At 73.6% G+C, this 23,867-nt stretch carries 26 protein-coding genes; 13 read left to right on the plus strand and 13 right to left on the minus strand.

Annotation, left to right across the window (positions count from 1 at the left end):
* The first annotated feature begins 22 nt into the window (after positions 1–22).
* From K330_RS23000 to K330_RS0117390, 3 genes are all read left to right on the plus strand, one after another.
* Complete coding sequence (locus K330_RS23000) at positions 23–637, plus strand: PepSY domain-containing protein (RefSeq protein ID WP_022923088.1); 615 nt, start codon at positions 23–25, stop codon at positions 635–637.
* A 70-nt stretch (positions 638–707) separates the two neighbouring features.
* On the plus strand, positions 708–1,532 hold the full coding sequence (locus tag K330_RS23005; RefSeq protein WP_022923089.1) for a PepSY domain-containing protein: 825 nt from the start codon (positions 708–710) through the stop codon (positions 1,530–1,532).
* A gap of 54 nt (positions 1,533–1,586) precedes the next feature.
* A complete protein-coding gene (locus tag K330_RS0117390; protein WP_022923090.1) occupies positions 1,587–2,414 on the plus strand; it encodes an Fpg/Nei family DNA glycosylase in 828 nt (275 codons plus the stop codon).
* A gap of 184 nt (positions 2,415–2,598) precedes the next feature.
* Here the strand turns inward: K330_RS0117390 and K330_RS22125 are convergent, their stop codons facing one another.
* Both K330_RS22125 and K330_RS0117400 read right to left on the minus strand, forming a co-directional pair.
* Positions 2,599–3,552, minus strand: coding sequence for a type IV toxin-antitoxin system AbiEi family antitoxin domain-containing protein (locus K330_RS22125; RefSeq protein ID WP_022923091.1), 954 nt, complete (start codon positions 3,550–3,552; stop codon positions 2,599–2,601).
* Between the two features lie 194 nt (positions 3,553–3,746).
* On the minus strand, positions 3,747–4,478 hold the full coding sequence (locus K330_RS0117400) for a PIG-L deacetylase family protein (protein WP_022923092.1): 732 nt from the start codon (positions 4,476–4,478) through the stop codon (positions 3,747–3,749).
* Between the two features lie 164 nt (positions 4,479–4,642).
* Here K330_RS0117400 and rpsO point away from each other — a divergent pair, with 164 nt between their 5' ends.
* Both rpsO and K330_RS0117410 read left to right on the plus strand, forming a co-directional pair.
* Positions 4,643–4,912, plus strand: a complete 270-nt coding sequence (gene rpsO, locus K330_RS0117405; protein ID WP_022923093.1) for a 30S ribosomal protein S15 — start codon at positions 4,643–4,645, stop codon at positions 4,910–4,912.
* Positions 4,913–5,085: 173 nt separating this feature from the next.
* Positions 5,086–7,593 carry a polyribonucleotide nucleotidyltransferase gene (locus K330_RS0117410; protein WP_022923094.1) on the plus strand — a complete coding sequence of 836 codons (2,508 nt, stop codon included), beginning with the start codon at positions 5,086–5,088 and terminating at the stop codon, positions 7,591–7,593.
* 87 nt (positions 7,594–7,680) lie between these two features.
* Here K330_RS0117410 and K330_RS23800 read toward each other — a convergent pair whose 3' ends face one another.
* From K330_RS23800 to K330_RS0117435, 5 genes are all read right to left on the minus strand, one after another.
* Positions 7,681–7,833, minus strand: coding sequence for a hypothetical protein (locus tag K330_RS23800; RefSeq protein ID WP_156875867.1), 153 nt, complete (start codon positions 7,831–7,833; stop codon positions 7,681–7,683).
* Between the two features lie 232 nt (positions 7,834–8,065).
* Entirely contained in the window at positions 8,066–9,232 is a 1,167-nt protein-coding gene (locus K330_RS0117420; protein ID WP_040658357.1) for a heparan-alpha-glucosaminide N-acetyltransferase domain-containing protein, read from the minus strand.
* Positions 9,229–9,534 (minus strand): AzlD domain-containing protein, encoded by a 306-nt coding sequence (locus K330_RS0117425; protein WP_022923096.1) that lies wholly within the window; start codon positions 9,532–9,534, stop codon positions 9,229–9,231. The genes K330_RS0117420 and K330_RS0117425 overlap by 4 nt, the downstream gene beginning before the upstream one ends.
* Positions 9,531–10,343: an AzlC family ABC transporter permease gene (locus tag K330_RS22130; protein ID WP_022923097.1), complete on the minus strand. Its 813-nt coding sequence runs from the start codon at positions 10,341–10,343 to the stop codon at positions 9,531–9,533. Before K330_RS22130 ends, K330_RS0117425 begins: the two co-directional genes overlap by 4 nt.
* A complete protein-coding gene (locus K330_RS0117435) occupies positions 10,340–10,975 on the minus strand; it encodes a GNAT family N-acetyltransferase (RefSeq protein WP_022923098.1) in 636 nt (211 codons plus the stop codon). The genes K330_RS22130 and K330_RS0117435 overlap by 4 nt, the downstream gene beginning before the upstream one ends.
* 133 nt (positions 10,976–11,108) lie before the next feature.
* On the opposite strand from K330_RS0117435, the gene paaA reads away from it, so the two are divergent.
* From paaA to paaE, 5 genes are read left to right on the plus strand one after another with little or no spacing between them, the layout of a single operon-like run.
* Positions 11,109–12,140, plus strand: coding sequence for a 1,2-phenylacetyl-CoA epoxidase subunit PaaA (paaA, locus tag K330_RS0117440; protein WP_022923099.1), 1,032 nt, complete (start codon positions 11,109–11,111; stop codon positions 12,138–12,140).
* Positions 12,137–12,424: a 1,2-phenylacetyl-CoA epoxidase subunit PaaB gene (gene paaB / locus K330_RS0117445; protein WP_022923100.1), complete on the plus strand. Its 288-nt coding sequence runs from the start codon at positions 12,137–12,139 to the stop codon at positions 12,422–12,424. Before paaA ends, paaB begins: the two co-directional genes overlap by 4 nt.
* On the plus strand, positions 12,421–13,248 hold the full coding sequence (gene paaC / locus K330_RS0117450) for a 1,2-phenylacetyl-CoA epoxidase subunit PaaC (RefSeq protein WP_022923101.1): 828 nt from the start codon (positions 12,421–12,423) through the stop codon (positions 13,246–13,248). Before paaB ends, paaC begins: the two co-directional genes overlap by 4 nt.
* Before the next feature lie 17 nt (positions 13,249–13,265).
* The gene (gene paaD / locus K330_RS0117455) at positions 13,266–13,823 is read left to right on the plus strand and encodes a 1,2-phenylacetyl-CoA epoxidase subunit PaaD (protein WP_084617681.1); all 558 of its coding nucleotides are present in this window, start codon (positions 13,266–13,268) and stop codon (positions 13,821–13,823) included.
* A gap of 58 nt (positions 13,824–13,881) precedes the next feature.
* A complete protein-coding gene (paaE, locus tag K330_RS0117460; protein ID WP_022923103.1) occupies positions 13,882–15,000 on the plus strand; it encodes a 1,2-phenylacetyl-CoA epoxidase subunit PaaE in 1,119 nt (372 codons plus the stop codon).
* 323 nt (positions 15,001–15,323) lie between these two features.
* Here the strand turns inward: paaE and K330_RS22135 are convergent, their stop codons facing one another.
* The 4 genes from K330_RS22135 to K330_RS0117480 all read right to left on the minus strand — a co-directional run bounded on the left by K330_RS22135 (position 15,324) and on the right by K330_RS0117480 (position 19,631).
* Complete coding sequence (locus K330_RS22135; RefSeq protein WP_051145675.1) at positions 15,324–16,664, minus strand: NAD(P)/FAD-dependent oxidoreductase; 1,341 nt, start codon at positions 16,662–16,664, stop codon at positions 15,324–15,326.
* A 75-nt stretch (positions 16,665–16,739) separates the two neighbouring features.
* Positions 16,740–17,363, minus strand: a complete 624-nt coding sequence (locus tag K330_RS0117470; protein ID WP_022923105.1) for a Maf family protein — start codon at positions 17,361–17,363, stop codon at positions 16,740–16,742.
* Positions 17,364–17,373: 10 nt separating this feature from the next.
* Entirely contained in the window at positions 17,374–17,949 is a 576-nt protein-coding gene (locus K330_RS0117475) for a GNAT family N-acetyltransferase (protein WP_022923106.1), read from the minus strand.
* Complete coding sequence (locus K330_RS0117480; RefSeq protein ID WP_022923107.1) at positions 17,946–19,631, minus strand: DUF885 domain-containing protein; 1,686 nt, start codon at positions 19,629–19,631, stop codon at positions 17,946–17,948. The genes K330_RS0117475 and K330_RS0117480 overlap by 4 nt, the downstream gene beginning before the upstream one ends.
* Positions 19,632–19,686: 55 nt before the next feature.
* On the opposite strand from K330_RS0117480, the gene K330_RS0117485 reads away from it, so the two are divergent.
* Entirely contained in the window at positions 19,687–20,355 is a 669-nt protein-coding gene (locus K330_RS0117485) for an MOSC domain-containing protein (RefSeq protein WP_022923108.1), read from the plus strand.
* A gap of 10 nt (positions 20,356–20,365) precedes the next feature.
* On the opposite strand, the gene K330_RS0117490 is transcribed toward K330_RS0117485, so the two are convergent.
* Together K330_RS0117490 and K330_RS0117495 are read right to left on the minus strand one after the other, a co-directional pair.
* Positions 20,366–20,602, minus strand: a complete 237-nt coding sequence (locus K330_RS0117490; protein WP_022923109.1) for an acyl-CoA carboxylase epsilon subunit — start codon at positions 20,600–20,602, stop codon at positions 20,366–20,368.
* Positions 20,599–22,233, minus strand: coding sequence for an acyl-CoA carboxylase subunit beta (locus K330_RS0117495; RefSeq protein WP_022923110.1), 1,635 nt, complete (start codon positions 22,231–22,233; stop codon positions 20,599–20,601). The genes K330_RS0117490 and K330_RS0117495 overlap by 4 nt, the downstream gene beginning before the upstream one ends.
* 24 nt (positions 22,234–22,257) lie before the next feature.
* On the opposite strand from K330_RS0117495, the gene K330_RS22140 reads away from it, so the two are divergent.
* Positions 22,258–23,049, plus strand: coding sequence for a biotin--[acetyl-CoA-carboxylase] ligase (locus K330_RS22140; protein ID WP_022923111.1), 792 nt, complete (start codon positions 22,258–22,260; stop codon positions 23,047–23,049).
* 10 nt (positions 23,050–23,059) lie between these two features.
* The gene (locus K330_RS0117505; protein WP_022923112.1) at positions 23,060–23,854 is read left to right on the plus strand and encodes an enoyl-CoA hydratase/isomerase family protein; all 795 of its coding nucleotides are present in this window, start codon (positions 23,060–23,062) and stop codon (positions 23,852–23,854) included.
* Positions 23,855–23,867 lie beyond the last annotated feature (13 nt).

The raw sequence follows: 23,867 nt of genomic DNA on the forward strand, positions 1-23,867 counted from the left end.
CGTCCTCTGGGAGCGTGAAGCCATGAACATCCCCACGAACCGCACCCTGACCGCAGCCCTCACCCTCGCGCTGGCCGTCGGCCTGACGGCCTGCGGGTCCGGTGACGACGGCACCGATGGCGCCGGCGTGGAGGCCACGACCCCCGTGGAGGCCACCACCGACGACACCGCGACCGCCGAGGACACCTCCGCCGACGGCACCGCCACCGGTGGTGCCGCGGGTGACCTCACGGCCACCGCGCTCACGGCCGTCGCGACCGCCGAGGACGAGGCCGGTGGCACCGCCTACGAGATCGACGACCAGGACGACGACGGCTCCTGGGAGGTCGACGTCGCCGTGGGCGACCGGTCGGTCGAGGTCACGGTGTCCGAGGACGGCCTCACCGTCGTCGGGACCGAGGACGACGACCTCGACGACGACGACCGCACCGCGGTGGAGGCCGCCGGCACCACGCTGGCCGACGCGATCGAGACCGCGGTCACCGAGGTGGGCGGGACGCTGGACGACGCGGAGCTCGAGGAGGAGGACGGCGCCTGGCTGTGGAAGGTCACCGTGGACGGGGCCGACAGCGGTGACGACGACGTCGACGTGCTCGTCGACGTGAGCAGCGGCGAGGTCGTCTCGACCGACGGCTGACCCCGGTCGCAGACACGCGGGGCCCGGGCTACCGGTCTGCTTCCAGGGTCGTGCTGCCAGGATCGGGCCCATGAGGACCAACCGGAGCCTGTCCGCAGCCCTGACCCTGGCGCTGGCGCTGACGCTGACCGCGTGCGACGGCGGGGAGGACGACACCCCCGCGCCCGCCGCCCCCACCTCCGCCGGGCCACCCGGTGAGCAGGCCGGGGAGACCGCCACCGAGGAGGCGGCCGCGACCGATGAGGCCGCCACCACCGAGGAGGCGGCCGCGACCGATGAGGCCGCCAGCGCGGAGGGCGTCGGCGCGGACGACCCGACCGACGACCCGACGGACGACCCGACCGACGGGCCCGCCGACACGGAGGAGCCGACCGGCGGCGGGGCCGGGGCGCCGGAGGAGGCGACGGAGCCCGACGACGACACCGACGACGACGGGGAGGACGACGACGGCGACGGCGTCGTCGCCGGTGGTCCCGCCGCCGACCTGACACCCTCGGCACTCGCCGCCGTCGAGACGGCCCTGGCGGAGGTCGAGGGCACCGCCTACGAGGTCGACGACCGCGAGGACGGCTTCTGGGAGGTGGACGTCCTGACGGCCGACGGGGCCACCGAGGTCACGGTCGGGCCGGACGGCACCACGGTCGACGGCACCGCGGACGACGCCGACGACACCCTCGACGACGCCGGCCGCCAGGCCCTGGCCGGCGCGCAGGTGACGCTGGCGGAGGCCATCGTCGCGGCCGTACGTGCCGCCGACGGTCAGCTCGACTCGGCCGAGCTGGCCGAGGTCGACGGCGCCTGGTGGTGGCGCGTCGTCGTGGACTCCACGGACCAGGACGACATCGAGCTGCGCGTGGACCCCGCGACCGGTGAGGTGGTGGCCAACGCGGGCTGAGCCGCGCCGCGCCCTCGTGCCGGTTCCTGGCGCGGCCCTGAGACCATGGGCCCCATGCCCGAGGGACATACGCTGCACCGGCTGGCCGCCGCCCTGGACGACGCGTTCGGCGGGTCGGTCCCCGAGGTCAGCAGCCCGCAGGGCCGGTTCGCCGAGGGCGCGGCCCTTCTGGACGGCACCACGCTCGAGCGCGCGTGGGCCCACGGCAAGCTGCTGTTCGTCGACTTCGCCGGTGAGCGGACCCTCTACGTGCACCTCGGGCTGATCGGCAAGTGGTTCGTCCTGCCCGTCGACCCGGCGGGCAGCGAGCCGCCCGCCGTCGGCGAGGTGCGGCTGCGCATCCTGGGTGAGGAGCACGTCGCGGACCTGCGCGGACCGATGGCCTGCGCGGTGGTGGACCAGCACGAGGTGGCCAGGCTGCTCGCCCGGCAGGGCCCCGACCCGTTGCAGCATGACCAGGACAGCGACGCGGCATACCGCAAGATCTCGCGGTCGGGCAAGACGGTCGCCGAGCTGCTCATGGACCAGACGGTGCTGGCGGGGGTCGGCAACATCTACCGGTGCGAGGTGCTGTGGCGCCACCGGCTGCACCCGCTCAAGCCCGGGCGGTCCCTCAAGCGCTCCTCGTGGCAGCTCGTCTGGGACGACCTGGTGCACCTGATGCCCTGGGGCGTGCGCACCGGCTCGATCATCACCCTCGACGACGTGCTCGAGGACGTGCGCACCCGGCTCGACGGTGGGGAGACGGTCCACGTGCCCCGGGAGTTCGCGGTCTACAAGCGCACGGGTATGCCGTGCCTGCGCTGCGGGGCGTCGGTCCGGCACAAGGTCGTGGCCGGACGCAACCTGTTCTGGTGCGGCGGCTGCCAGCGCCGCACCTGACCGCGGCCTGACCCCCGCCTGACCGCCGGCCGGACCGTGCCGCTCCTGAGGGCCGTGCCGCTCCTGAGGGCCGTGCCGCTGATCTGGGCTCCTGCCGGGGATCAGCGTCGGTGCCGGTGAGGAGCACGCGTGCGGGGGAAGTCTCCCCGGCACCGGACGGCGACGCCGCTGTCCATATGCCGCGTCAGCTCGCGACACGGAGAGCAGCGCGGTCCAGAGCCGCACGGACCTTGCGGAGCACCACCTCCGGCCGCGCAAGGTCGTCCCAGGTGAGCCGCACCACCTCGTAGCCCAGGGTGCGCAGGGCGTCCTCTCGGCGCTTCTCGGCGTGCACGTCCCGGACTGCGGAGTACTTGAGCATCCCGTCGAACTCCACCACCACTCGCGTGCCCTCGAGCAGGAAGTCGACGCGCGCCACCACGGCCCCACCGTGCCGGATGACGACCTGGGGGACCGGTGGTGGGACCGGCAGCTGGTGCAGCAGCCAGGCCGTGCGGGACTCCCCGGCGCTCTCGCGACGTCCGTCGGCCAGCCGGGTGACCAGCCGTACCGACGGGTGTCCCGTGCGAAGGGTCGGCAGTCCCACCAGCGCGGTCAGGTCATCCCGGGTGCACGCGCCCGCCCGGAGTGCGGAGTCCGCCGCGACCAGACCGGACTCCACCCCGCTGGCCGCCGCGACCTGGAGGCAGGCGAGCTGTGGTGTCACCACGAGTGTCCCGTCGATCGTGACGGTGTGCTCGCCGTCGACGGGTCCGTGGACGTGCAGCCCGGTCGAGCGGTAGCTCTTGCCGGTGCCGACCCGGGACAGGTGCACGGCGTCGTCCACGCCGTGGACGGCCAGCTCCATGAGCGCCAGCGCGCTCTGGTGGCTCACGGCCAGGCGGTCCTGCCCGGACGGCAGCAGGTCCGCCGCGAAGGCCCGCGCCCGGATGGCATGGCGATCCCACGGTGCGCTGGCCCCCCACAGCGCCCCGTCGACCAGCACGCCGCGACGGAGGCGGACCAGGCGGCCGGCGGTGGTCAGGCGGTAGATGTCCTTGGTGGTCAGCCCGGCCGCCGTGAGGGCGGCGGAGGTGACCACGCCGCGGCTCGAGCGGAGCAGCGACTCGACGGTGGCGGCACGGTGGGCGGGAAGCATCCGTGGAGTCTGCTGCAGACGGCCGGCACGTGGGCCGCGTTGTCCACAGGCGTCGTTGCCCACAGGCGTCCAGGCGGTGCCTGCCGCGGTCACCGTCCGCGCCGGAGTCACGGTCGCGCGCGGGGGAAGCTTCCCCCGCGCGGGGGGCGTCGACCGGCACCAGCGACCGCCGACGCCGGCCGACCACCACCGCCCTACCGCTCGACGACGTCCACCTGCCACCGGTACCGCGTCGGGCGGCCGTCCTCGCCGGTCCTGTCGGGGTCACCCAGGATGAAGGTCAGCAGCTCGCGCGGTGCCGGGAAGGTCTCGGGCAGCGCGGCGTTGTAGGCACGGTGGGCCTCCAGGGAGCGGACGGCCTTCTCGAACTGGTCCGTCACGTCGACCTCGTGCGTCGCCCCCGCGCCGGCCCAGCACAGGTAGCGCACCCCGGACCACGGCTCGAAGCCCTCCTCGACGAGCTCGGGGAAGATCCACCGGTTGCCCGCGGCCGCCACGGCGTCGAGGACCTCCAGGCCCACGACACGGTGGTCGGCCTGGTTGAGCTGCCCGCCGGCGAAGCGCGTCTCGAAGGTGCCGGTGACCACCACCTCCGGGCGACGCCGGCGGATCTCCCGTGCCAGGGCCCGGCGCAGGTCCAGACCGTGCTGCAGCACCCCGTCGGAGAAGCCGTCGAGGAAGTCGACGACGTCCACACCCACCTCCCGGGCGCCGTCACGCTCCTCCTGCTCGCGCACCGTCGCCGCCTCCTCCGGCGGCATGGTGTCGATCCCGGCCTCGCCCCGGGTGACGAGCAGGTAGGTGACCTCCCTGCCCCGCTCGGTCCAGGCCGCGACCGCGGCGGCTGTGCCGTACTCGATGTCGTCGGGATGTGCGACGATGCACATCGCGCGGTGCCAGTCGTCGGGGAAGGGCTGCAGCGTCATACCCCACAGGGTGCCACCTGGCGGGCTCGGGCGCCCGGCGCCGATTCGGTCGGTGCGCAGGGGCGCTGATATCCTGCACGGTGCCGTCTGAACGGCCGCGGATCCAGAGTGCCCCGGTGAACAGGCCCGGGTTGCGCCGCGCAACGACCAAGAAGGAGTCGCCCATGGCGAACGAGACTGCCGCCAAGCAGGAGATCATCAAGGAGTACGCCACGACCGAGGGCGACACCGGCTCGCCGGAGGTGCAGGTGGCGCTGCTGACGCACCGCATCAAGGAGCTGACCGAGCACTCCCGCGAGCACAAGCACGACCACCACTCCCGTCGTGGTCTGCTCCTCCTCGTCGGCAAGCGCAAGCGCCTGCTGCGCTACCTCGAGGCCACCGACATCGAGCGCTACCGGTCGCTGATCAAGCGCCTCGGCCTGCGCCGCTGAGCTTCGCAGGGGAGCGGTTCCCGTCTCATCGGGGGCCGCTCCTTTGCGTATGACGTGCCGGCCCCGCCGGGCACGTCACCGGGGACTGCCGTGACGGCATACCCCGACACAGAAGAACCCAGCCGGGCACAACGACGATGCCCCGCGCTGACCAGAAGAGAAAAGGAGGGCCCATGGAGGGTCCAGAGATCACCTTCGCCGAAGCCACGCTCGACAACGGCAGCTTCGGCACCCGCACCGTCCGGTTCGAGACCGGGCGCCTGGCCAGGCAGGCCGGCGGCTCCGTCACCGCCTACCTCGACGACGACACGATGCTGCTGTCGACCACGACCGCGAGCAAGTACCCCAAGGACCACTTCGACTTCTTCCCGCTGACGGTGGACGTCGAGGAGCGCATGTATGCCGCGGGCAAGATCCCCGGCAGCTTCTTCCGGCGTGAGGGCCGCCCGTCGACCGACGCCATCCTCACCTGCCGCCTCATCGACCGCCCGCTGCGCCCGACCTTCGCCAAGGGCCTGCGCAACGAGGTCCAGGTCGTCATCACGGTGCTGTCGCTCAACCCCGACCACCAGTACGACGTGCTGGCGATCAACGCCGCGTCCGCGTCCACGCAGATCTCCGGCCTGCCCTTCAGCGGCCCGATCGGCGCGACCCGCGTGTCCCTGATCGACGGCCAGTGGGTGGCCTTCCCCAACTTCTCCGACATCGAGCGCTCGACCTTCGACATGGTCGTGGCCGGCCGCGTCGTGGGCGACGACGTCGCGATCATGATGGTCGAGGCGGAGTCGACCGAGTCCACCTGGGACCTCGTCAAGAACGAGGGCAAGCAGGCCCCGACCGAGGAGGTCGTCGCCCAGGGCCTGGAGGAGTCCAAGAAGTTCATCAAGGCCCTCTGCGAGGCCCAGGCCCAGCTGGCCACCGAGGCCGCCAAGGAGGTGCAGGAGTTCCCGCGCTTCCTCGACTACGAGGACGACGCCTTCACCGCGGTGGAGGAGGCCACCTCCTCCGAGCTGGCCCAGGCGCTGCAGATCGCCGGCAAGCAGGAGCGCGAGTCCCGCATCGACGAGATCAAGGTCGCGCTGAAGGGCAAGCTGCTCGGCCTGCACTGGGACGCCGCCGGCGACTCGGACGTGGCCGAGGACGCGCCCTTCGCCGGGCGTGACAAGGAGATCGACGCCGCCTACCGCGCCGTGCAGAAGAAGCTCATCCGTGAGCGCATCCTGCGCGACGAGGTCCGCATCGACGGCCGTGGCCTCAAGGACATCCGCGCGCTGAGCGCCGAGGTCGAGGTCATCCCGCGTGCGCACGGCTCGGCGATCTTCGAGCGGGGCGAGACCCAGATCATGGGGGTCACCACGCTCAACATGCTGCGTATGGAGCAGCAGCTGGACACCCTCTCCCCGGTGAGCCGCAAGCGCTACATGCACAACTACAACTTCCCGCCCTACAGCACCGGTGAGACCGGCCGCGTGGGCTCGCCCAAGCGTCGCGAGATCGGCCACGGCGCGCTCGCCGAGCGTGCCCTCATGCCGGTGCTGCCGACGCGCGAGGAGTTCCCGTACGCGATCCGTCAGGTGTCCGAGGCGCTGGGCTCCAACGGCTCGACCTCGATGGGCTCGGTCTGCGCGTCCACGATGTCGCTGCTCAACGCCGGTGTGCCGCTGCGCGCGCCGGTCGCGGGCATCGCGATGGGCCTGGTCTCCGCTGAGGTCGACGGCCAGATGCGCTACGCCGCGCTGACCGACATCCTCGGGGCCGAGGACGCCTTCGGCGACATGGACTTCAAGGTCGCCGGCACCCGCGAGTTCGTCACCGCGATCCAGCTGGACACCAAGCTCGACGGCATCCCCGCCGACGTGCTGGCCGGTGCTCTGGGTCAGGCGCACGAGGCGCGGCTGCACATCCTGGACGTCATGAACGAGGCCATCGACGCCCCGGACGAGATGAGCCCGTTCGCGCCGCGCGTCATCACGGTGAAGGTCCCGGTCGACAAGATCGGCGAGGTCATCGGCCCGAAGGGCAAGATGATCAACCAGATCCAGGAGGACACCGGCGCCGACATCTCCATCGAGGACGACGGCACCGTCTACATCGGCGCGACCGACGGGCCCTCGGCCGAGGCGGCACGTGCCGCGGTCAACGCGATCGCCAACCCGCAGATGCCGGAGATCGGTGAGCGCTTCCTGGGCACCGTGGTCAAGACCACGACCTTCGGCGCGTTCATCTCGCTCCTGCCCGGCAAGGACGGTCTGCTGCACATCTCCGAGATCCGCAAGCTCGTCGGCGGCAGGCGCATCGACGCCGTCGAGGACGTGCTCTCGGTGGGCCAGAAGGTCCAGGTCGAGCTCAAGGAGATCGACCCGCGCGGCAAGCTCTCGCTGGCCGCCGTCGTCGAGGGCGAGGCTGCGACCTCCGGTGACGCCGCCGGTGCGCCCGAGGCGGCCGCCGTCGCCGAGGCCCCCGAGCTGCCGGGCGTCGACACGGCCGCCCCGGTCGCGGACGGGTCCGACGACGCCGACGGGTCCGGTGAGGGCGAGGCCGCCGACAACGGTGACGGCGAGGCAGGCGAGGGCGGCGACCGCCCGCGTCGTCAGCGTCGTCGCCGGGGTGGCCGCGGCCGCGGCGGCAGCGGTGCTGACGCCACCGGCGAGGCCGACGGTGCGGAGCCCAGCGACGCCTGACGTCGCAGCGCCGCACACGCGAAGAGGGCGGGCCCGGGATCTCCCGGGCCCGCCCTCCGGCGTCGTGTCTCGTCGGTGCCGGTGGGCTCAGGCCACCTTGCGGGTCGTGCGAGCCGGCGCTCCGGCGCCCACCTGCCAGCGCATCTCCATGCGCACCCGGCCGTCAGCCCCCGTCACCGGGACCCACGCGAGCATGGCCGGCCGACGCGTGCTGCGGATCTCGGCGATCATCTCGGTCATGGTGTCCACCTCCTCTTCCTGCTGCTCCGGCCCGGCGGGTCGACGTCGACCCGGGGCCGTTTACCTTCTGTTCACCTACCGTACATGAGAACGCACCCAAAAGCCACGAGGTATGTCGCAGCTGAAGCGCCTTCCGCGCAGGTCAGCCGTCGTCCTGGGCGGCCAGGTGAACGAGAGATGAACGAGCGTCGGACTGCGGGGTGATCCGCCGGGGCCTGGTGCCGGTGCGGCGTCAGGACCTGCTGGGCCGGTCGTCGCGCACCGGCACGACCCCCGCGACGCTGCTGACCATCTGCTCCAGCGGTCCGCGCGCCGGCGCGGAGGCGAACAGCGCCCCCACGGACAGCGCCAGGAGGGTGTGCAGGACCAGGGCGGCGGTCCCGCGCGCGCCGAGGGGGCTGGCCAGGACGACCGCGTGGGTGGCGTAGAGCGTCAGCGTCATCGCCCCCGCGCCGGCCGCGACCCGCCAGGGCAGGGCTGCGGTCGACCGGACCAGCCACAGCGCCAGGCCCAGGACCAGGATGGCAGTGCCGGTGGTGTGCACCAGGTCGACGATGCTGCCGCTGTGCGGGGCCCACACGCCGAGCCACCACGGGGTCCCGGTGGGGTGGGTGCCGAAGAGGCCGCGCCGGATCTGCCCGTCGAGCCCGGCCCAGTCCGTCACGGGGCGGCGCGGGTCGGCGAGCAGCGCGGCGCGGACCGACGGGCTGGAGGTGACGAGGGTCGAGACGGCGACGGAGAGGGCGGCCAGCCCGGCCCCCACGAGGGCGAGCCGGGGTCCGACGGCCGGGCGGCGCAGGTCGAGCCGGCCGACGGCCATGCCGGCGAAGAGGTAGGCCCCCCAGGTGAGGACCGGGTAGTAGCCGGTGAGCAGCAGCTCGGTCAGCAGGGTCCCCGGGTCGGCCAGGTGGACGAAGGAGGGGACGATCTTGGGCGGGGCCTCGACCTGGCGGCGCAGCAGCATGCTGGCGACGGGCGCCAGCAGGGCCCAGCCGGTCGCGAGGACGGCGAGGGGGCGGGCACCCCACGTCAGGACCGGCAGCGCGCACAGGAAGAGCACGCCGTAGTAGGTGAGGATGATCGCCAGGCCGGAGTCGAAGGAGCCGAGGGCGAGCCCCAGCGCGGCGACGACGCCGGCGCGGACCGCCAGCCGGCCGCGGTGCCCCCACGGGTCTGCCGCCGCGCGGGTCGTCGACAGGGCGATACCGACCCCGGCGAGCAGGGCGAAGAGGGCCGAGGAGCGCCCGGCCACCAGCTGGAACAGGTTGTCGACGCCCCCGACACCGTTCGGGTCCGAGGGGGAGACGAGGTGGGCGGCGAACATCCCGACCAGGGCGACCGCGCGCGCCAGGTCGACCGCGACGACGCGGGCCGGTGGGGCGGTCTGGTCGCGGGTCATGTCCAGAGCCGCACCAGCGCCGCCGTCAGGGCCGCCAGGGCCACGACGACGAGGAACGGCGCCCGCAGCAGGAGCGCCACCACCGCCATCCCGATGCCGGCCGCGCGGGCGTCGACCGTCGGGGTGCCGTCGGTGAGGAAGCCCTGCGTGATGACCAGCGAGGACAGCAGCGCGACCGTCAGCAGCGGCACGACCCGGTCGACCCAGGGGACCTCGAGGACGCGCTCGGGGACGAGGTAGCCACCGAGCTTGACGAGGTAGGCGAGCACGCCGGCCGCCAGCACCGCGACCCACAACGTCATACCTCGGCCCTCCCGCCGGCACGGCGGTCGCGCGCGGACGGCCCGCCCGGGTGGGGTGAGACGTCCCGGGTCACGGGTCGCAGGTCGGTCGGGGTGCCCCTGCGCCGGTCACGCAGGCCGACGAGCAGCGCGGCGCAGGCCCCGACCAGCACCTCGACACCGGTCGGGACGAAGGGTGCGCAGACCAGGGTCAGCGTCATCGCGAGCGCGGCCGTGGCCATCGCGCCCGTGCGCCCGTCGGCGCCGCGCCCGAAGAGTCGGGGCCAGACCAGGGCCACGAAGGCGGCGGCCGCGGCGGCGTCGAGCCCGTAGTCACGGGGGTCGCCCATCGCCTCCCCGGCGAGGGCACCCAGGACCGTCGTGGTCTGCCACACCACGAACAGCGCGACGCCGGTCGTCCAGAAGCCGATCCGGGACTGGGCCGGCGTGTCCTGCGCGAGCGCGACCGCCGTCGACTCGTCGATGGTCAGGTGGGCGCCCAGGGGGACCAGCCGGCGGCCGGGGCGGAGCAGCCGGGAGAGCTCCAGGCCGTAGAACCCGTTGCGCAGGCCCAGCAGGGTCGAGGTCGCCACCGCGGCCAGGGCTCCGCCCCCGGCGCCGATGACGCCGTAGAGCGCGAACTGCGAGCCGCCGCTGAAGATCAGCAGGGAGGTGACGACGGTCTGCCACACGCTGAGCCCGGCTGCCACGCCGAGCGCGCCGGCGCTGACCCCGTAGAGGCCCACCAGCCCGACGGCCAGGCCCTCCCGCGCGGCGGGGGTGCGCCACCACGCCGGCTCCTGCGGGACGGCGGCCGTCCCGCCCGTCACAGCTCCGTCACGAGGCGGACCTCGCGGGCGGTGCGTCCGTCGTCGTCGACCACCCGGTCGCGCCAGGCGCCGTCGGGGACGAACCCGGCCGCCTGGAGGAAGGCGCGGGTGCCCTCGGCGTCGGCGAGCACCCAGGTGGCGACGGCCGTGAGCTCGTCGAAGCCGGCCCTCAGCGTGTCGACCGCGGCGTTGAGCAGCCGGGAGCCGTGCCCGGCGTGCCGGGCCTGCGGGTGCACCCCGCCGTCGTAGAGCAGTCCGGTCGTCCCGTGCGTCAGCCCGGGCTCGTCGCCGGCCGGTCCCAGCGCCAGGTAGCCGACCACCTGCGGGCCGGCGGTCGCCACGAGCAGGCGGTGACGAGAGGTCGGCGGGTGCTCCAGCGAGCGGCGCCAGACCGCGGCGAAGCGCGGGCCGGTCAGGGCGTCGAGCACCTCCTGCGAGAGCACGTCGGCATACTCGTGCTGCCACACGAACGCCTGCACCAGGCCGACCGCGGGGGCGTCGCTGGGGCGGCCGGTCCGCACCGCGGCGTCGGCCAGCGGGCCGGGAGCTGACGCGGCGGAGCTGTGCTCGTGACCGTGGTGGTCGTGGCCGGCGGCGTGCTGAGGGTGCTCGTGGCTGTCGGGGGAGGGCATGGTCGGGCCAGTTTCCCACGTCGTCCTGACGTCACTTCGGGTGGCCGGGGCAGCCGGCAACGGATGTGACACCGACCGCGGCGTGCGACGCTCCGACTGTCATACGGCCCCTCCCGCATGGCACACTTGGGACATGTACGGCAACGACTTCGGGCACAGCGACGACGCGCCCCTGAACGCCGCGGAGACCGAGGACTACGCCTCGGTCCTCGAGGAGCACATGGCCTACTTCGACCGGCTGGTGCAGGACGACCAGCGCATCGAGCCGCGCGACGCGATGCCCGACGCCTACCGTCAGACGCTCATCCGCCAGATCGCCCAGCACGCGCACTCCGAGATCATCGGTATGCAGCCGGAGGGCAACTGGATCACCCGGGCCCCGAGCCTGCGCCGCAAGGCGATCCTCATGGCCAAGGTCCAGGACGAGGCCGGGCACGGGCTCTACCTCTACTCCGCGGCCGAGACGCTGGGGGTCGACCGCTCCGAGCTGCTGGACAAGCTGCACAGCGGCAGGCAGAAGTACTCCTCGATCTTCAACTACCCGACCTTGACCTGGGCCGACGTGGGCGCCATCGGCTGGCTCGTCGACGGCGCGGCGATCATGAACCAGGTGCCGCTGTGCCGCTGCTCCTACGGCCCTTACGCCCGCGCGATGATCCGCGTGTGCAAGGAGGAGTCCTTCCACCAGCGGCAGGGCTTCGAGCTGCTGTGGACCCTCTCGCAGGGCACCGACGCCCAGCGCGCGATGCTGCAGGACGCCGCCGACCGGTGGTGGTGGCCGGCCCTGATGATGTTCGGCCCGCCGGACTCCGGGGAGAAGGCCAAGGAAGGTCACACCGCCCAGTCCATGGCGTGGGGCATCAAGCGCTTCACCAACGACGACCTGCGCCAACGGTTCGTCGACATGACGGTCCCGCAGGCGATCAAGCTGGGCATCACGCTGCCCGACCCCGACCTGCGCTGGAACGAGGAGCGTGGGCACTGGGACTTCGGCGAGATCGACTGGGACGAGTTCTGGCGCGTGCTCAAGGGTGACGGTCCCTGCAACGCCCAGCGCATCGCCACCCGGGTGACCGCCCACGAGGAGGGCGCCTGGGTGCGGGAGGCCGCAGCCGCCTACGCCGACAAGCAGGCGGCACGCTCGGCCGAGGGGGCCGTGGCATGACCGCCCCGACCTGGCCGCTGTGGGAGGTCTTCGTGCGCGCCCGCCGGGGCCTGTCGCACGTGCACGTCGGCTCGCTGCACGCCCCCGACGCCCAGATGGCCCTGCGCAACGCCCGTGACCTCTACACCCGTCGGCAGGAGGGTGTCTCCCTGTGGGTCGTCGCCTCCGACGACATCACCGCCTCCAGCCCCGAGGAGCGCGACAGCTTCTTCGACCCGGCCGCCGACAAGGTCTACCGGCACCCGACGTTCTACGAGGTGCCCGAGGACGTGGAGTACCTGTGAGCACCTCCGCCGACGCGACGCACCTCGACGCCGCCGTCGCGGCGCCACGGCATACCCCGGAGACCGACGCCACCACGCTGCACGTGCGCTACCTGCTGAGCCTGGGCGACGACGCCCTGGTCTACGCCCAGCGGCTGGGGGAGTGGCTCACCCACGCCCCCCAGATCGAGGAGGACATGGCGCTGGGCAACGTCGGGCTCGACCTGCTGGGGCAGGCGCGCTCGCTGCTGACGCGCGCCGGCGAGGTCGAGGGTGGCGGGCGCGACGAGGACGCGCTGGCGATGCTGCGCGACGAGCGCGAGTTCCGCAACGTCCAGCTTGTCGAGCAGCCCCGCGGCGACTTCGCCGTCGAGATGGCGCGGATGCTGTGGTTCGCCAGCTACCAGTGCGAGCTCTGGTCGCAGCTGACCAGCTCGGCCGACGAGACGCTGGCGGGCATCGCCGGCAAGGCGGTCAAGGAGGCGGTCTACCACCGCGACCACGCCACCCAGTGGGTGCTGCGGCTGGGCGACGGCACCGAGGTCAGCCGCGAGCGGATGCAGGCCGGGCTCGAGGCGGTGCACCCCTACGTCGCCGAGCTCGGCGAGGACCACGAGGCCGCCCGGTGGGCCGCCGAGCAGGGCGTCGGCGTGCTCCCCTCGTCGTTGACCGACGCCGTCAACGCCCACGTGTCCGCGGTCCTCGAGCAGGCCACGCTGACCATGCCGGACGCGCCGCGCTGGCACGCCCGGGGCGGACGCGAGGGCGTCCACTCCGAGGCGATGGGCTACCTCCTGGCGGAGATGCAGCACATCGCGCGCAGCCATCCAGGCGCCACCTGGTGAGCCCGGTGGGAGCGCGTATGCAGTCACCCAGGGGGCTCCGCCCCCCGTGCACCCCCCGACCAAGGGGTGCAGCCCCCCTCACCGACGACCTGCTCGCGAGGGTCGAGCGGGAGGTGCGCCTGGTGCCCGACCCGGAGATCCCGGTCATCACGATCGACGATCTGGGCGTGATCCGTAACGTGGAGCGCACCGGCCCTGGGCTGCGGGTGACCATTACCCCGACCTACTCGGGATGCCCCGCGATGAGCGCGATGGAGGACGCCGTCGTGGCCGTCGGGCGCCGCGCCGGTGTGCCCGTCGAGGTCGTCACCCGGCTCGCGCCGGCCTGGACCACCGACTGGATGAGCGAGCAGGGCAGGACGGCGCTGCGCCGCTTCGGCATCGCCCCGCCCACCGGTGAGCGGGCCCACGCCACCGGCCCGGTCGGGCTGACCCTCCATCGGCGGGTCGTGGTCTGCCCGCACTGCGGCTCGGAGGACACCGAGGAGGTCGCCCGCTTCGGCTCCACCGCGTGCAAGGCCCTGCGGCGGTGCCGCTCCTGCCGTGAGCCCTTCGACGAGTTCAAGACGATCTGAGGCGGGCCCCGCCCCGTCCACCCCGTAGCCGGGCCGCGCCCAGACCCCGAGGAGCGATGTGACACTCATCCAGCAGCCGACCCGTCGGCGCGCCACCTTCCACGACCTCACGGTCAGCCGCGTCGACCGGCTGACCGACGACGCGGTGGCGATCTCCTTCTCGGTCCCGGAGGACCTGCGCGAGGAGTTCGCCTTCGAGCCGGGCCAGCACCTCACCGTGCGCGCCACCATCGACGGCGAGGACGTGCGGCGCTCCTACTCCTGCTGCATCTCGCGGGCCGAGTCGCGCCGTCGCGGAGAGGTCAGGGTGGCCACGGCCCGGGTCCCGGGCGGGGCGATGTCGACGTGGCTCGCCCAGGAGGTCGCGCCGGGGGACACGCTGCAGGTGATGACACCGCTCGGCTCCTTCGTCTGCCCGACGGACCCCACGGCGGCCAAGCACCACGTGGCGGTGGCCGCCGGGTCCGGCATCACCCCCGTGCTCTCCCTGCTGACCACCGTGCTCGAGGAGGAGCCGGGGTCGCGGGTGACGCTGATCTACGGCAACCGCCGCACGGACTCGATCATGTTCCTCGAGGAGCTGATGGACCTCAAGAACCGCTTCCCCGGGCGGTTCAGCCTGTTCAACGTCCTCTCCCGGGAGCAGCAGGATCTCGAGCTGCTCAGCGGCCGCATCGACCGGGCCAAGGTCGAGGAGTTCCTGGCCACCTTCGTGCCCGAGGACGGGGTGGACGAGTGGTACCTGTGCGGGCCGTTCGGGCTCGTGGAGACCGTCCGGCAGGTGCTGGGGGAGCGCGGCGTCGACCCCCACCACGTGCACCACGAGATCTTCCACGTGGACGACAGCGGCGGCATCGCCCCGCCCCCGGTGGTCGAGGTGGACGACAGCGCGCCGGCCGAGACCGTGGTCACCGTCACCCTCGACGGCCGCACGACGACGGTCCCGATGCCCACCCGCACCGAGAGCATCCTGGACGCGACGCTGCGGGAGCGGCCCGACGCGCCCTTCTCCTGCACCGGCGGGGTCTGCGGCACCTGCCGCGCCAAGGTGGTCGGCGGCGAGGTCCGGATGGACCGCAACTACGCCCTCGAGGAGGACGAGGTGGCGCGCGGCTACCGGCTGATGTGCCAGTCGCACCCGCTCACCGAGACGGTCGAGATCGACTACGACGCCTGACGGGCAGGCCGCGGCGGCGTTCGAGCAGGGACGCGACGGCATGAGCCGGGCCGCGGCGGCGTCGAGCCGAGACAGCGTTCGGGCGCGGGGGAATCTCGCTCGTGCTGGGGAAGCTTCCCCTGCGCGAGGGAAGCTTCTCGCGCGCGAGGACGAGATGCCCCCACGGGGACGGTTCGCCAGCACGAGCATGGGTGGGCTCACGGCGGTGTCCGAGCGGGGTCAGCGTGCGCGCGGGGGAGATTTCCCGCGCACGAGAACGGCCGACGGCACGAGAACGGTCCCCCCCCCCCCCCCCCCCCCGCTCGAGGGGGCTGGGGTGGCCTCTAGGGCGTGATGGGACGGGCGCGCGCTGCGGAGAGCCGCGAGGGCGCCCACCGCAGGCGGCGCAGCGGGTCGAAGGGCGTCAGCTCGGCCGGGACCTCTCCGGTCGTGACCTGCTCGGCCAGCAGCCGGCCGGTGATCGGCCCCAGGGTGATGCCCCACATCCCGTGGCCGCCGGCGACGAAGACGCGCTCGGACTCCGTGCGCCCGATCAGCGGCAGGCCGTCGGCGGTGACCGGGCGGGAGCCCACCCACTCGTCCTGCCGGTCGTCCAGGTCAGCGCCGCGCAGGAGAGGGCGGGCCGCCTCGACGATCGCGCGGATCCGGCGGGGGTCGAGGGCGGCGTCGGCGCGACGGAACTCCATCATGCCGGCGACGCGCAGGCGGTCGCCCAGCGGCGTGAGGGCGACGCGGGCGGCCGGGAAGTAGAGCGGGCCGGCGGGCATCTGCTCGGTCGCCACGCTGAAGGAGTAGCCGCGGCCGGCCTGGACGACGTGCCGCACGCCGAAGTCGTCCACGAGGTCGCCCAGCCAGGCGCCGGTGGCCACGACCACGGCGTCGTAGGTGCCCGCACCCGCACCGGTCGTGGCCAGCCGCACACCCGCGCTGCCGAGGTCCTCGACGCCCAGCACGTCGGCGCCCTCGAGGATCTCGGTGCCCTGCTGCCGGACGGCCCCGGCGAGCGACTCGACATACTCGACCGGACGCAGGTAGCGCTGCCCGTGGATGACGACGGCCGCCTGGACGACGTCGGAGATCGCCGGCTCGCGGCGACGCGCCTCGGCACCGCCGATCAGCTCGTGCTCGACCGTGCCACCCGCCTTCTCGATCGACTCGAACTCGTCGAGCAGCACCTGCACGTCGCCGGCGCGCTCGTAGGCGGCGAGGAACGGCTCTGCCTCACGCACCCTGGCGTCCACCCCGTGCGCGGCGAGGTGCTCGAAGGCGGTCAGGGCCTGGTCGTTGACCGGCAGCAGCGCCTGCATGGCCTTCTCCCAGCGGCTGTCGGTGCTGTGGCGCACGAACCCGGCCACGAACCGGGCCAGCCGCGGGTCGAGGGTGGGCGGGACGTAGACGGGGGAGCTGGCGGACAGCACGGCGCGCACGCCGTAGCGCAGCACCGCGGGCTCGGGCAACGGCGTGGCGATCGCGGGCGTCAGCCAGCCGGCGTTGCCCCACGAGGCTCCGGCCCCCACGCCCTTGCGGTCGAGGACGGTGACCTCGACGCCCCGCTCGCGCAGGAACCAGGCTGTCGACAGCCCGACCATCCCCGCTCCCACGACCGCGACCCTGCGCGTGCCTCCAGCCACCACGACCTCCTCGTCGATCCGTACCGAGCACATCGTCGCACCCCCGGTGACGGCCGCCGGCACCGGGGCGCTGGGGACCCCGCGGCCCCGACCCGGGTGCCGGCAGGCTCAGTCGCGCAGGTCGTGCCAGTCCAGCCCGAGCTCGAGGAGCAGCTCGCGCACGAGCGGCAGGCTCACGCCGACGACGGCGTGGTAGTCGCCCTCGACACCGGTGACGTAGGGCCCGCCGAGCCCGTCGACGGTGAACGCCCCGGCCACCTGGAGGGGCTCGCCGGTCGCCACGTAGGTGTCGATCTCGGTGTCCGACAGGTCGGCGAAGTGGACGATGGTCGAGGCGGTGGCCCCCAGCGTGCCGCCCGTGCCCCCCTCGCGGTTGTCGACCAGCCAGTGCCCGGTGTGCAGGACCCCGGAGCGCCCGCGCATCCGCCGCCACCGCTGCGCCGCCACCGCGGCGTCGCCGGGCTTGCCGTAGATCTCGCCGTCCAGCTCCAGGACGGAGTCGCAGCCCAGGACCAGGGAGTCGGGCTCCTCCGACGCCACCACCGACTCGCACTTGGCCCGGGCGAGGGTGAGGGCGACGTCGCCCGGCTCCAGCGCGCCGTGCCGCTCCTGGGCCTGCGCCAGCGCGGCGCCCTCGTCGACGCCGGAGACGACGACCTCCGGCTCGACGCCGGCACGCTGCAGCGTCGTCAGGCGGGCAGGGGAGGCCGAGGCCAGCACGAGGGGGATCATGGGCGTCAGGCTACTGGGAGGCCCGCCACTGCTCGGCCGTGAGCGCCCAGAACAGGTGCCGGACCAGCTCGGGGTAGGCCTGCGCGTCCACCTTCGGGTGGTCGAAGTCCCGGGTGGGGTCGCGGCGCAGCCCGATCTTGTCCATGACCCGCCGCGAGGCGGTGTTGCCGACGGCGGTGAACGACACCACCTCCTGCAGCCCGACCTCCTCGAACCCGTGCCGGAGCGCCTCGCGGGCCGCCTCGGGGGCGTACCCCCGTCCCCAGGCCCCCCGGGCGAGGCGCCAGCCGACCTCGACCCCCGCCCCGGAGGGCAGGAAGTCGGCCGGCCACAGCCCGGTGTAGCCGATGAACTCACCGGTCTGCCGCACCTCCAGGGCCCACAGCCCGTAGCCCCGGTCCCGCCAGCATGCGCCGATCCGGTCGGCGAAGGCGTCCGAGCGCTCCCGGCTCATCGGCCCCTGCAGGTGGCGCACCACCTCGGGGTCGCGGTTGAGCGCGGCGAAGAGCTCCCGGTCGGCCTCGTCGAAAGCCCTCAGGACCAGACGCCGGGTATGCCGGACCGGCGCCCCCGACGGTGCGCTCACAGCTCGCCGAGGACGGCCGCCCGCAGGGTGTCCAGGCCGACGCCGCCGACGTCCAGCGCGCGGCGGTGGAAGGCCTTGAGGTCGAAGGCGTCACCCTCGCGCTCGCGCACCTCGTCGCGCAGCTCCAGCCACAGGCGCTCGCCGATCTTGTAGGCCGGTGCCTGACCCGGCCAGCCCAGGTAGCGGTCGAGCTCGAAGCGCACGAAGCCCTCGTCCATGTTGACGTGGTTGTTGAGGAACTCCCAGGCCTTGTCGTAGGTCCACGGCCCGCCCCCGACCTCCTCGGGCGCGTCGAAGCCGCAGTGCACCCCGATGTCGAGGACGACGCGGGCCGCCCGCAGCGACTGGGCGTCCAGCAGGCCCATCCGGTTGCCGGGGTCCTCCATGTAGCCCAGGTCGGCCATGAGCCACTCGCTGTAGAGCGCCCAGCCCTCGCCGTGCCCCGACGTCCACGACGCGAGCCGCCGCCACCGGTTGAGCAGCTCGGAGCGGTAGACGGTCTGCCCGATCTGCAGGTGGTGGCCCGGGACGCCCTCGTGGTAGACGGTCGTCAGCTCGCGCCAGGTGGAGAAGCGGGTCACGCCCTTGGGCACCGACCACCACATCCGGCCCGGGCGGGAGAAGTCCTCGGACGGGCCGGTGTAGTAGATGCCGCCGGTCTGGCTCGGCGCGATCATGCACTCGATGCGCTGCACCGGCCCCGGCACGTCGAAGTGCACGTCCGCCAGCTGGGCGACAGCCTCGTCGGCCTTCACCTGCATCCACTCCCGCAGCGCATCGGTGCCGTCGAGCTGGTAGGCGGGGTCCTCGTCCAGCAGCGCGACCGCCTCCTTGACGCTCGCCCCGGGGCGGACCTGCTCGGCCGTCTCCTCCATCATGCGGGTGATGCGGGCGAGCTCCTCCTGCCCCCAGCGGTAGGTCTCCTCCACGTCGATCGTGGCGCCGAGGAAGCTGCGCGAGCGCAGCGCGTAGAGCTCCCGGCCGCACGCGTCGGACTCCGGCGCCTGCGGCGCCAGCTCCTCCTCGAGGTATGCCGCGAGGGCGGCGAACGCCTGCTTGGCGCCGGTGACCGCGGTCCGCAGGTGGGTGCGCAGCTGCTCGGGCCGGTCCTGCGCCTCCCGGAGCAGGGCGTCGAAGGTGCTCGCCTCCTCCCCGGCCTGGTCACGGCACTGCTCGGCCACCGCCACGACCTGCCGGCGGGGCACCACCTGGCCGCGCTCGGCTGACCAGCGCAGCGCATCGATGTACTGCTGCACCGCGTTGGGGACGGCGTCGAGGCGGGCGACGACGTTGCCCCACTGCTCGTCGGTGTCCTTGCCCATGATGTCGAAGATGTCGCGGATCGCCTGGGGGCTGGAGGCGATGACGTTGAGGTCGACCGGGGCGCGGCCCTCGAGGACGAGGTCGGCCTGCTCGACCTCCAGGCCGAGCCGCTCGCGCAGCGCGGCGGCGGTGACCCGGTCGGTGTCGTCCTGGGGGACGAGGCGGTCCAGCTCGGCGAGGGTGCTCGCGGACTGGTCGCGCAGCGCCCGGATCCCCTCGACCGACAGGTCGTCCATCCGGTCGTCGAGCCCCGCGACGCCCAGGTAGGTGGCCTCCATCGGGCTCAGCGCCACGACGGCGTCCAGGTGGGCCTCGGCGAGGCGGTCGATCTCGGTCTGCGGGCGCGTCTGCTCGGTCACAGTGCGTCAACCTACCGCGAGGAGCACCGGCGGGCGCACGGCATACCGTGTGCGCATGACCCAGCGCGTGCGCTCCACCAACGTCGCCCGCCCCAAGCGCGACCCCAGCGGGAGGTACCGCCGCACCGGTATCGACAAGCGTCCGGTCACGGGGGTCGAGGTGTCGGCTCCGGGGCCGAGCTACGGCGACGGGTCCGGGGTCGCCGGTGACCACGTGGGGGACGTCAAGCACCACGGCGGCGCGCAGAAGGCCGTCTACGCCTTCGCGCGCGAGGAGCTGGACTGGTGGGAGGGCCACCTGGGCAGGGGACTGCCCGACGGCTGGTTCGGGGAGAACCTGACCACCGAGGGGCTGGACCTCGAGGCGCTCCTGCTGGGCCAGCGGCTGCGGGTGGGGCAGGAGGTGGTGCTGGAGGTGTCCGTGCCGCGCACGCCGTGCGCGACCTTCGCGGCCCACATGCAGGAACCGGCCTGGGCGCGGCGGTTCACCGAGCGGGGACGGTGCGGCGTCTACCTGCGGGTGGCCGTCCCGGGCCCGGTCGCTCCGGGCGACGTGGTCGAGCTGCTCTCGCCGCCGGAGCACGACGTCGACATGCGCACCGCCTTCGCCGCCGCCATGGGCGACGACGAGGCGGCGCGGCGCGTGGTGGCGGCCGCCTGCCTGCCGGCGATGTACCACGACAGGCTCGTCCAGCGGCTCGGGAGGCGGGCCCCGCTGACCTGACCGGCGCTGCTCAGCGGGGCAGGGCGGAGGCCCGCCAGCCTCCGGGTCCCACGCTGGGTCGGGGGCGGGCGAAGCGGGACCGGGCGGTCCACAGGGTGCGCCGCGCGGGCGCGGGCGCCGGCTCCCCGGAGGCCGCCGCCAGCACGACGGTGAGGGCGGCGAGCTGCTGGGGCGTGGGGTTGCCGCGCTCCACGCGGATCGTCGGGAGCGAGGGCGCGTCCTCGGCGGGGCTCACGTCGCTGCTCACAGCGGGATGTTCCCGTGCTTGCGGGGCGCCCGGGTAGAGCGCTTGGAGCGCAGGTGGCGCAGCGCCCGGGCGACCTGGACCCTCGTCTCGGCGGGCTCGATGACCGCGTCGACGTAGCCGCGCTCGGCCGCGACGTAGGGGTTGGCGAGGGTGTCCTCGTACTCCTGGATGCGGCGGGCCCGCTCGGCCTCGACGTCGCCTCCCGCGTCGGCCACGGCCTGCAGCTGCTTGCGGTAGAGGATGTTGGCCGCGCCCTGGGCGCCCATCACCGCGATCTGGGCGGTGGGCCAGGCCAGGTTGACGTCGGCACCGAGGTGCTTGGACCCCATGACGTCGTAGGCGCCGCCGTAGGCCTTGCGCGTGATGACGGTGACCAGCGGCACGGTCGCCTCGGCGTAGGCGTAGAGCAGCTTGGCGCCGCGGCGGATGATGCCGCCGAACTCCTGGTCGGTGCCGGGCAGGAAGCCCGGGACGTCGACGAAGGTCAGGATCGGGATGTTGAACGCGTCGCAGGTCCGCACGAACCGTGCCGCCTTCTCCGAGGCGTCGATGTCCAGGGTGCCGGCCAGCTGCATCGGCTGGTTGGCCACGACCCCGACCGAGCGCCCCTCGACCCGGCCGAAGCCGACGACGATGTTGGGGGCGAAGAGCTCCTGGACCTCCAGGAACTCCTCGTCGTCGAGGACCGCACGGATGACGGTGTGCATGTCGTAGGGCATGTTGGCCGAGTCGGGGACGAGCGTATCGAGCTCGCGGTCGGCCTCGCTGACCTCCTCGTCGGGCTCGACGGCGAAGTCCGGGGGGTCCTCGAGGTTGTTCTGCGGCAGGTAGGCCAGCAGCTCGCGCGCGTAGTCGAGCGCGTCGTCCTCGTCGCTGGCCATGTAGTGCGCCACCCCGGAGGTGGTGTTGTGGGTCCGGGCGCCGCCGAGCTCCTCGAAGGTCACGTCCTCCCCGGTGACGGTCTTGATGACGTCGGGGCCGGTGATGAACATGTGCGAGGTCTGGTCGACCATGACCACGAAGTCGGTGATCGCGGGGGAGTAGACCGCGCCGCCGGCGCACGGGCCCAGGACCAGGGAGATCTGCGGGACGACCCCCGAGGCGTGGACGTTGCGCCGGAAGATCTCGGCGTAGAGGCCGAGGGCGACCACGCCCTCCTGGATGCGCGCCCCGCCGGAGTCGTTGATGCCGATGACGGGGCAGCCGATCTTCATCGCCAGGTCCATGACCTTGACGATCTTCTCGCCGAACACCTCGCCCAGGGAGCCGCCGAAGACGGTGAAGTCCTGGGAGAAGACCGCGACCGGCCGACCGTCGACCGTGCCGTAGCCGGTGACGACGCCGTCGCCGTAGGGGCGGTTGCGCTCCTGCCCGAAGGAGGTGGAGCGGTGCCGGGCCAGGGCGTCCAGCTCGGTGAAGCTGCCCTCGTCCAGCAGCGCCTCGATGCGCTCCCGAGCGGTCTTCTTGCCCTTGGCGTGCTGCTTCTCCACGGCCTTGGCCGACCCCGCGTGCACGGCCTCCTCCACGCGTGCCCGGTGGTCGGCCAGGCGGCCGGCGGTCGTCCGGAGGTCGGGACCGGCGTCGCTGGCGGGGCTGTCGGCCTGCTGGTCGGCGCTGAGCGGTTCGGTCATGGATCCCAACTTAGCCTTGCCCCCATGGACATCCTGCGTTGGGCCGCGCCGGAGTGGCACGCCACGGTCGGCTCCACCAACACCGAGGCGCTCACCGACCCGCGCCCGGGCCGCGTCGTCGTCGCCGACCACCAGAGCGCCGGCATGGGCCGGCGAGGCCGTCGCTGGAGCTCGCCGCCCGGCACCGGTCTGGCGGTCAGCGCCGTCGTGCCCCCGGTGCCCCAGGAGCTCATGGGCTGGGTGCCGCTGGCGGCCGGGTTGGCCCTCGTGCAGGCCCTCGCCGACAGCCGCTGGCCCCTCGACGCCGCCCTGAAGTGGCCCAACGACGTCCTCGCGCCCCTGCGCGAAGGCGCCACCGCCCAGGCGCCGGTGCTGGAGACCGTCGGTCGGCGCTGGGGCAAGGTCGCCGGGGTCCTGGCCCAGGTCGCGGGCGACGGCGCCGTCGTGGTCGGGACCGGCGTCAACGTCGACCACGCCGCCGACCAGCTGCCCGTCCCGACCGCGACCTCCTGGCGCCTGGCCCGCGGGGGAGCACCCCTGCCCGCGGGGGCGCGCGAGGCGCTGCTCACGGCATACCTGCAGCACCTGGCCACCTGGCACGGCCGGCTCCTGGCCCAGCAGGTGCGGCCGCTGCGCACCGCCTACCGCGGCGTCTGCCTGACCCTCGGCCGGCCCGTGGTGGTGCACCGCCCCGACGGCGGCACGACCTCGGGCACCGCGGTCGACGTGGACGATGCGGGGGCGCTGATCGTCGGCGGCGCGGAGGGGCGCACCCTGCACCACGCCGGTGACGTCGAGCACCTGCGGCCCCAGTAACCTTCGCTGCATGGACGCACCCTCGATGCTGCAGGTCACCCGGCACGGCGACGGCGGGCACGTCGTGGAGCTGGCCCTGGACCGCCCGTCGGCGATGAACGCGATCAACGACCAGATCGCCCGCGAGATCACCGCGGTCACCGCCGACCTGGCCGCGGACCGCACGGTGCGCGCCGTCGTGGTGACGAGCACGCACGAGAAGGCGTTCTGCGTGGGGGCCGACCTCAAGGAGCGCAACACCTTCACGGATGCGCAGATGATGGACCACCGGCTGGTCACCCGGCAGGCCTACCGGGGGGTGCTCGACCTGCCCGTGCCCGTGGTCGCCGCGGTCGAGGGCTACGCCCTCGGCGGGGGTATGGAGATCGCGCTCTCCTGCGACCTGCTCGTGGCCGGGGAGCGGGCGACGCTCGGCCTGCCCGAGGTGGGGGTCGGCGTCATCCCCGGCGGCGGGGGGACCCAGCTGCTGACCCGGCGGGTGGGCTGGTCGCGGGCCGCCTCGATGATCTTCACCGCCCGGCGGCTCGGCGCCGCCGAGGCCCGCGAGCTGGGCGTCGTCGACGAGCTGGTCCCGGCCGGGACCGCCCGGGACCGGGCCCTGGAGCTCGGCGCGCAGATTGCGGCGAACTCCCCGGTGGCCGTGCGCAACGCCAAGAAGGCGATGCGTCTGGGCATGGGCACCGACCTGGCCTCCGGCCTGGAGATCGAGGACGGCTGCTGGCGGGCCACCGCGTTCAGCCAGGACCGCGCCGAGGGGGTCGCGGCCTTCGTGGACAAGCGCGTGCCAGACTGGCCCGGGCGCTGAGTGCCGCCCATAC

The organism is Ornithinimicrobium pekingense DSM 21552, from assembly GCF_000421185.1.
Lineage (GTDB): Bacteria > Actinomycetota > Actinomycetes > Actinomycetales > Dermatophilaceae > Ornithinicoccus > Ornithinicoccus pekingensis.